This is a genomic window from Bradyrhizobium sp. MI1.4 (genome assembly GCF_055811315.1).
The window spans coordinates 50,091-56,090 of record NZ_JBVVPP010000028.1 but is presented as its reverse complement, the minus strand read 5'-3'; the positions used below and the strand labels follow the sequence as shown (position 1 = coordinate 56,090).

The following is a 6,000-nucleotide window of genomic DNA, read 5'->3' as shown; positions in this document are numbered from 1 at the left end:
CCAGCCAAACTACCCCCACCCCCCCCCGCTCCTTTAACCCAAAGGTACATATTTTTGTTGGCGCCCGGTTGCCTAATTGCCGGCGGGCCGGGGGTGGGCCCCCCCCACGCTCTATTCTGGCTACGCCTGGCCTCAGCTCGCAGCGCGCAGATTCACCTTGCTCTCGGCGATCGTGGTCAGCTTCTTGTCGGTGGCCTTCTCCTCCTCGAGCGTCTTGGCGAGCACGCTGGCGCAGTCGTTGCGGCCGAGTTGCTTGGCCCAGGCGATCAGGCTGCCGTAGCGGACGATCTCGTAATGCTCCGCCGCCTGTGCCGCGTTGATCAGCGCGGCGTCGAGCACCGCCTTGTCGGCGACTTCGCCGGCGGTCTCGTCGGCTTCCTCGATGATGCCGTCGATCGCAGGGCAATCGACCGCCTTCACCTGCGCACCGTGCATCTTGAACACTTCCTCGAGGCGCTTGACGTGCTCCCTGGTTTCTTCGAGGTGCGTCAAAAAGCCCTGCTTCAGCTGCGGATCGGTCGCCTTATCCGCCATTTTCGGCAGAGCCTTGGTGAGCTGCTGCTCGGCGTAATAGATGTCCTGGAGCTGATGCACGAACAGGTCGTTCATGGTTTTGATGTCTTTTGTGAACAATCCCATCGGTCCGATCCTCTCGGGTTGTGGGAACACGGAGGCACCGGCTTGCAGGAGAAGCCGGTTATTCCGCCATGTTCGATTGCTGATGCGGCACTAACCAGCGCACGGCATCGTCGTTCCAAAAAAGCCCTCATCTCTTGCGCTGGAACAATGCTGGCCATGCAGGATCTGAGACTATGTCACGGACGGACGCGACCGATCCCTCGACTCATATGCTTAACGCGCGTCCGATGTGAACCGCGTATGACAAAGTGGCTGGTCCAAGGCAGAACCTATCCTTGTCAAGGGCTGCACAAGTCACTGTTTTTGCCTTAAATGAGCTACATCATGCCTAGCGATCCAAGCCCACATCGGGCACTGATCGCGTCCGACCGGCCAATGTCTGGCCTGGTCGGTCTTGCCCCCCGCCGGGAGGATGAATGCACGGACTGCTGACCGCGCTGAAGCGCGGCTTCAAGAGATGGATCGGCTGGCGGCGACTCGGCGTTGCGGCGAGCGTCTTCATCATCGCGTTCGCGATCACCACACTGGTACGGACGCTGAAGGGCATCGACACCGGGGTCATCCTGACCGCGTTGACCGAGATCCCCCGCGGCAATATCGGGCTGGCGGCGATCTGCGTATGCTTCGCGTTCTGTACGCTGACCTTCTACGACTTTTTTGCACTGCGAACGATCGGCAAGAAGCACGTGCCTTATCGCATCGCAGCGCTCTCCAGCTTCACGTCCTATTCGATCGGCCACAATATCGGCGCCACCGTCTTCACCGGCGGCGCGATCCGCTTCCGGATCTATTCGGATTACGGGCTGAATGCGATCGACGTCGCAAAAATCTGCTTCCTGTCGGGCCTGACCTTCTGGCTCGGTAACATCTTCGTGCTCTCGATCGGCATGGCCATCCATCCGGATGCCGCCTCCTACATGGATCAGCTGCCGTCGTCGATCAACCGCCTGATTGCGATCGGCGGCCTCGCCTCGATCGGCGCCTATCTGGTCTGGCTGTGCATGGGCGAGAAGCGCCGCGAGCTTGGCCAGAAAGGCTGGAAGGTGGTGCTGCCCTCAGCGCCGCTGACGCTGGTGCAGATCCTGATCGGTGTCGTCGATCTCGGATTCTGCGCGCTGGCGATGTACCTTCTGGTGCCGGCCACTCCGCAGATCGACTTCCTGTCGCTCTCCGTGGTGTTCATTTTGGCGACTTTGCTCGGCTTCGCCAGCCACGCCCCCGGCTCGCTCGGCGTGTTCGACGCCGCCATGCTGGTGGCGCTGCCCGAATTCGGCCGCGAGCAGCTTCTGGCCACGCTCCTCGTCTTCCGCATCCTCTATTTCGTGATCCCGTTCGGTCTTGCCATCTCCATCATGGGCGCACGCGAGCTCTGGATGAATGTGGTGGAGCCCTGGCAGGAGCGCCGACGGCTGGCGGAGGCCTGCGCGCAGGCCAACCTGCCCAAGCAGGTGGCAGCGATGGAGCGCGAGCGGTCGCTGCGGCAGGCCAGCAAACGCTGAGCGTGATCCGGAAAAGTGCGAAGCGCTTTTCCGGAAAGATCATGCTCCCACGATAGTCCGCTAGACGCCGACTGGCAAAACCGTCAGACCAATGTTGCAGGCGGAGGGCAGCTCTCTTATTTCCGCCTCAACTTTGCCGTTGAAGACGCGGGCCATGATCCCTTTCTTCCATCGCCGTTTCCTCGCCGGTGCCCTGCTGCTCGCCGGGCTCCTCACCGCCTTCCCGCTGGAGCGGGCGGCCGCGCAGGACGCGGGCGCCATGCAGATCAGCTGGGAGGTGCGCAACCGCTTCCGGCTGTTCCGCGAGGAGCGCGACTTCCTGCTTCATGTCGAGAATGCGCGTAACCGCAGCATCCTCGCCGCCGAGCAATCGCTGGAGCTCCAGAGCGAGGGCCGCGGCTGGGCCCGCAACATGGTCAACCGGCTCTGCATCGACCTCCAGGGCCGGGTCAACCAGCCCTGCACCCGCGACAACACGAAGGAAAACTACCTCACCCCGATCGACCATCCCGTCACCGTGCGCCTCGCCGGCCCGGTGCCGGTCGGCGCCACCTGCGCCTGGTCGTTCGACGACGGCGACGGGCCGCAGCAATCCACCTTCGACTGCGCCGAGCCGATCAATCTGCGGGTCCGCTACGGCAAGCAGACGGTCGCGAGCGTCGATGTCTCCTCCGGCTCCGATCCGACCCAGCGGGTCCAGACCGAGATCCAGGTCCGCGACATCTTCGTCGCTGGCCTCGGAGACAGCATCGCCTCGGGCGAAGGCAATCCGGACCGGCCGCTGGCGCTGTCGGACGAAGGTTTTTGCTTCCGCTCCTATCTCGGCACCGCCGGCGCGCAGTATTACCGGCCGAGCCGAGCCGGCTTCAAGGGCGGCCGCGCCTGCGAAGCGCCGGATACGCTTGCCAACTGGCAGCGCTACAGCGCCCTCTGGTTCAACTCGCCTTGCCACCGATCGCTCTACAGCTACCAGGCCCGCACCGCGCTGGCGCTTGCGGTACGCTACACCCACGTCGCGGTGACCTTTCTGCCGCTCGCCTGCACCGGCGCCAGCATCAGCGACGGGCTGCTCGGCTCGCAACGCGCCCGCGAATGCCCGCCCGGCAAGACCGGCGTCTGCAACATCAGCGTGAACTCGCAGGTCGCCGAGCTGCGCGAGGCGCTGACCGCCGCCAGGAAACGCCAGCCCGAGCGCACGCTCGACCTCGTGCTGCTCTCGGTCGGCGCCAACGACGTCTATTTCTCCGGCCTCGTTGCCGACGTGATCGTCGAGACAGCAACCGAGCGCGCGATATTCCGCCGCTCCGGCGTGATGGCGAGCGTCGATGATTCCCGCGATGCGCTGGCGCGCGAACTGCCGCAGAATTTCGTCAAGCTGCGCGAGGCGCTGAAGCCGCTGGTCGGCGGCGACCTCTCGCATGTGGTCTACGTCTCCTATGCCAACCCGGCGCTCGCCGATGGCGGCGTGCCCTGCCGCGGCGGCCGCGCCGGCTTCGACATTCATCCGTCCTTCAACGCCGACCCGCAGCGCCTTGCCCGCGTCTCGACCTTCGTCGACACCGAATTCCTGCCGCAACTCAAGGGGCTCGCCACCTGCACCCGTGGCGCGCTGTGCCGCGATCCCGAGGCCGACCGCATGACCTTCGTGGATTCGCATCAGGCGGCGTTCGCCGATCACGGCTTCTGCGCGCATTCGGGCAACGATCCCGAATTCGACCGCACCTGCTTTGCCGAGAACGGCCAGAGCTTCAATCCTGACATCGTGAGTGCGGCGAGCCAGCCGATGCTGTGCGGCCGCGGCGCCTCCGAATTCCGCGCCTATTTGCCGCGCGCGCGGTGGATCCGCGACGCCAACGACAGCTATTTCGCCGCGATGACCTATCCGCAAGGCTTGCCGGCGGCAAGCCAGCCGACCGACATCCACGACGCAACCTGGGGCGTGCTCTCCGCCGTCTATGGCGGCGCCGTGCATCCGAGCGCCGAAGGCCACGCCGCGATGGCGGACGCGGCGCTGCCGGCCGCAAGCGCCGTGCTGGGGCTGGATGCGGCGCCGCCGGGCGTGACACGCGGGCTGCTCGCGCCGCTGCTGCCGGGCGCGCGGCAGTAGACGCGCGCAGCCTCTACCCGCACACTGTCATCGCCCGCGCAGGCGGGCGATCCAGTACTCCGTGACAGACGTGATTGAATCGAGACGTCGCGGCGTACTGGATTCCCCGCCTTCGCGGGAATGACAACGGCGCGCGTGGTGCGATCGGGTTCGCCGTCACCTCGATCGTTCCTCCCACCTGCCGTTCCATCAATCCAAAAGCAGCATCGATCGATACTGCCTTGAACTTGGACACTTTGCCGCGCGCGCCTCTAGGAGTCGCAGTGGGGAAACGTTTCGAGTTCTAAGGAGGCGCGCAATGAGCGCAGTGATGTCCGCAGCGGATGTGAGAAGGTCTCGCGTCAGGCTGTTCATCGTGACCATGTTGTTCCTGGTCACGACCGTCAATTATGCCGACCGCGCCACGTTGTCGATCGCGGGCCCCGCGCTCTCCAAGGAGCTGCACCTCGATCCCGTCGCGATGGGCTACATCTTCTCGGCGTTCGGATGGTCCTATGTGATCGCGCAGGTGCCGGGCGGTTGGCTGCTCGACCGCTACGGCTCCCGGCTTGTCTATGCCTTCAGCATCATCGTCTGGTCGCTGTTCACGACGATGCAGGGCTGGGTCGGCTTCTTCAGCGCCGGCACCGCGATCACCGTGCTGTTCGGCCTACGCTTCCTCGTCGGTATCGCCGAAGCGCCGTCTTTCCCCGCCAACGCCCGCATCGTTGCGGCCTGGTTTCCGGGCAATGAGCGCGGCACCGCGTCTGCGTTCTTCAATTCCGGGCAGTATTTCGCCACCGTGATCTTCGCACCCTTGATGGGCTGGATCGCGCACGACTACGGCTGGCGCTACGTATTCTTCGTGATGGGCGCGCTCGGAATCGTCATGGGCCTGGTCTGGATCAAGACCGTCTACGGGCCGAAAGAGCACCCCGGCATCAACGAGGCCGAATTCGATTACATCAAGGCAGGGGGTGCGCTGGTCGACCTCGACGCTCCCAAGGAAGAGCGCGCGCCCGAGGCCGGCTCCGGATGGGAGCATATCCGCCAGTTGCTCTCCAACCGCATGATGCTCGGCGTCTATCTCGGCCAGTACTGCATCAACACGCTGACTTATTTCTTCCTGACCTGGTTCCCGGTCTATCTCGTCAAGGAGCGCGGCCTGTCGATCCTGCAAGCCGGCTTCGTCGCGACGCTGCCGGCGCTGTGCGGCTTCATCGGCGGCGTGCTCGGCGGCGTCATCTCCGACGCGATCCTGCGCAAGACCGGCTCGTTGACGATGGCGCGCAAGATCCCGATCGTCGGCGGCATGCTGCTGTCGATGTCGATCATCGCCTGCAACTATGTCGACGGCCAGGCGCTGGTGGTCGGCTTCATGGCGCTCGCCTTCTTCGGCAAGGGCATCGGCGCGCTCGGCTGGGCTGTCGTCTCCGACACCTCGCCGAAGGAAGCCGGCGGCGTCTCGGGCGGCCTGTTCAACACCTTCGGCAATCTCTCCTCGATCAGCACCCCGATCGTGATCGGCTACATCCTGGCCGCGACCGGCTCCTTCAACGGTGCGCTGATATTCGTCGGCGCCAATGCGCTGGTAGCCGCATTCGCCTATCTCGTGGTCGTCGGCAAGATCGAGCGCGTGGTGCTCAAACGTTCCTCCTGAGGGCTCCCCATGGGAGCTTGACCAGGCAACTTAACGGCGGCTTCACGGCCGCCGTCTTTGTTTTGGGAGTAATCGATGCTAGAAGCGCCGGGGAAACGCCTTATCCATCTAAGGCA

The 6,000-nt window shown here is 64.5% G+C and carries 4 protein-coding genes; 3 read left to right on the top strand and 1 reads right to left on the bottom strand.

Features of this window, described 5'->3' with window-relative positions; all coding sequences use genetic code 11:
- Nucleotides 1-132 precede the first annotated feature (132 nt).
- Nucleotides 133-639 (bottom strand): YciE/YciF ferroxidase family protein, encoded by a 507-nt coding sequence (locus tag AC0L23_RS25695; RefSeq protein ID WP_007612365.1) that lies wholly within the window; start codon nucleotides 637-639, stop codon nucleotides 133-135.
- A gap of 416 nt (nucleotides 640-1,055) precedes the next feature.
- Here AC0L23_RS25695 and AC0L23_RS25690 point away from each other — a divergent pair, with 416 nt between their 5' ends.
- The 3 genes from AC0L23_RS25690 to AC0L23_RS25680 all read left to right on the top strand — a co-directional run bounded on the left by AC0L23_RS25690 (nucleotide 1,056) and on the right by AC0L23_RS25680 (nucleotide 5,884).
- Complete coding sequence (locus AC0L23_RS25690; RefSeq protein ID WP_018457547.1) at nucleotides 1,056-2,138, top strand: lysylphosphatidylglycerol synthase transmembrane domain-containing protein; 1,083 nt, start codon at nucleotides 1,056-1,058, stop codon at nucleotides 2,136-2,138.
- A 154-nt stretch (nucleotides 2,139-2,292) separates the two neighbouring features.
- Complete coding sequence (locus AC0L23_RS25685) at nucleotides 2,293-4,245, top strand: SGNH/GDSL hydrolase family protein (RefSeq protein ID WP_446482450.1); 1,953 nt, start codon at nucleotides 2,293-2,295, stop codon at nucleotides 4,243-4,245.
- 298 nt (nucleotides 4,246-4,543) lie between these two features.
- Nucleotides 4,544-5,884: an MFS transporter gene (locus tag AC0L23_RS25680; RefSeq protein ID WP_473357497.1), complete on the top strand. Its 1,341-nt coding sequence runs from the start codon at nucleotides 4,544-4,546 to the stop codon at nucleotides 5,882-5,884.
- The last annotated feature ends 116 nt before the right edge of the window (nucleotides 5,885-6,000 follow it).

Excerpts from the sequence above, each read along its gene's own strand:
- AC0L23_RS25685 (WP_446482450.1), top strand. The coding sequence starts at position 2,293 with ATGATCCCTTTCTTCCATCGCCGTTTCCTCGCCGGTGCCCTGCTGCTC.
- AC0L23_RS25695 (WP_007612365.1), bottom strand. The coding sequence starts at position 639 with ATGGGATTGTTCACAAAAGACATCAAAACCATGAACGACCTGTTCGTG.
- AC0L23_RS25690 (WP_018457547.1), top strand. The coding sequence starts at position 1,056 with ATGCACGGACTGCTGACCGCGCTGAAGCGCGGCTTCAAGAGATGGATC.
- AC0L23_RS25680 (WP_473357497.1), top strand. The coding sequence starts at position 4,544 with ATGAGCGCAGTGATGTCCGCAGCGGATGTGAGAAGGTCTCGCGTCAGG.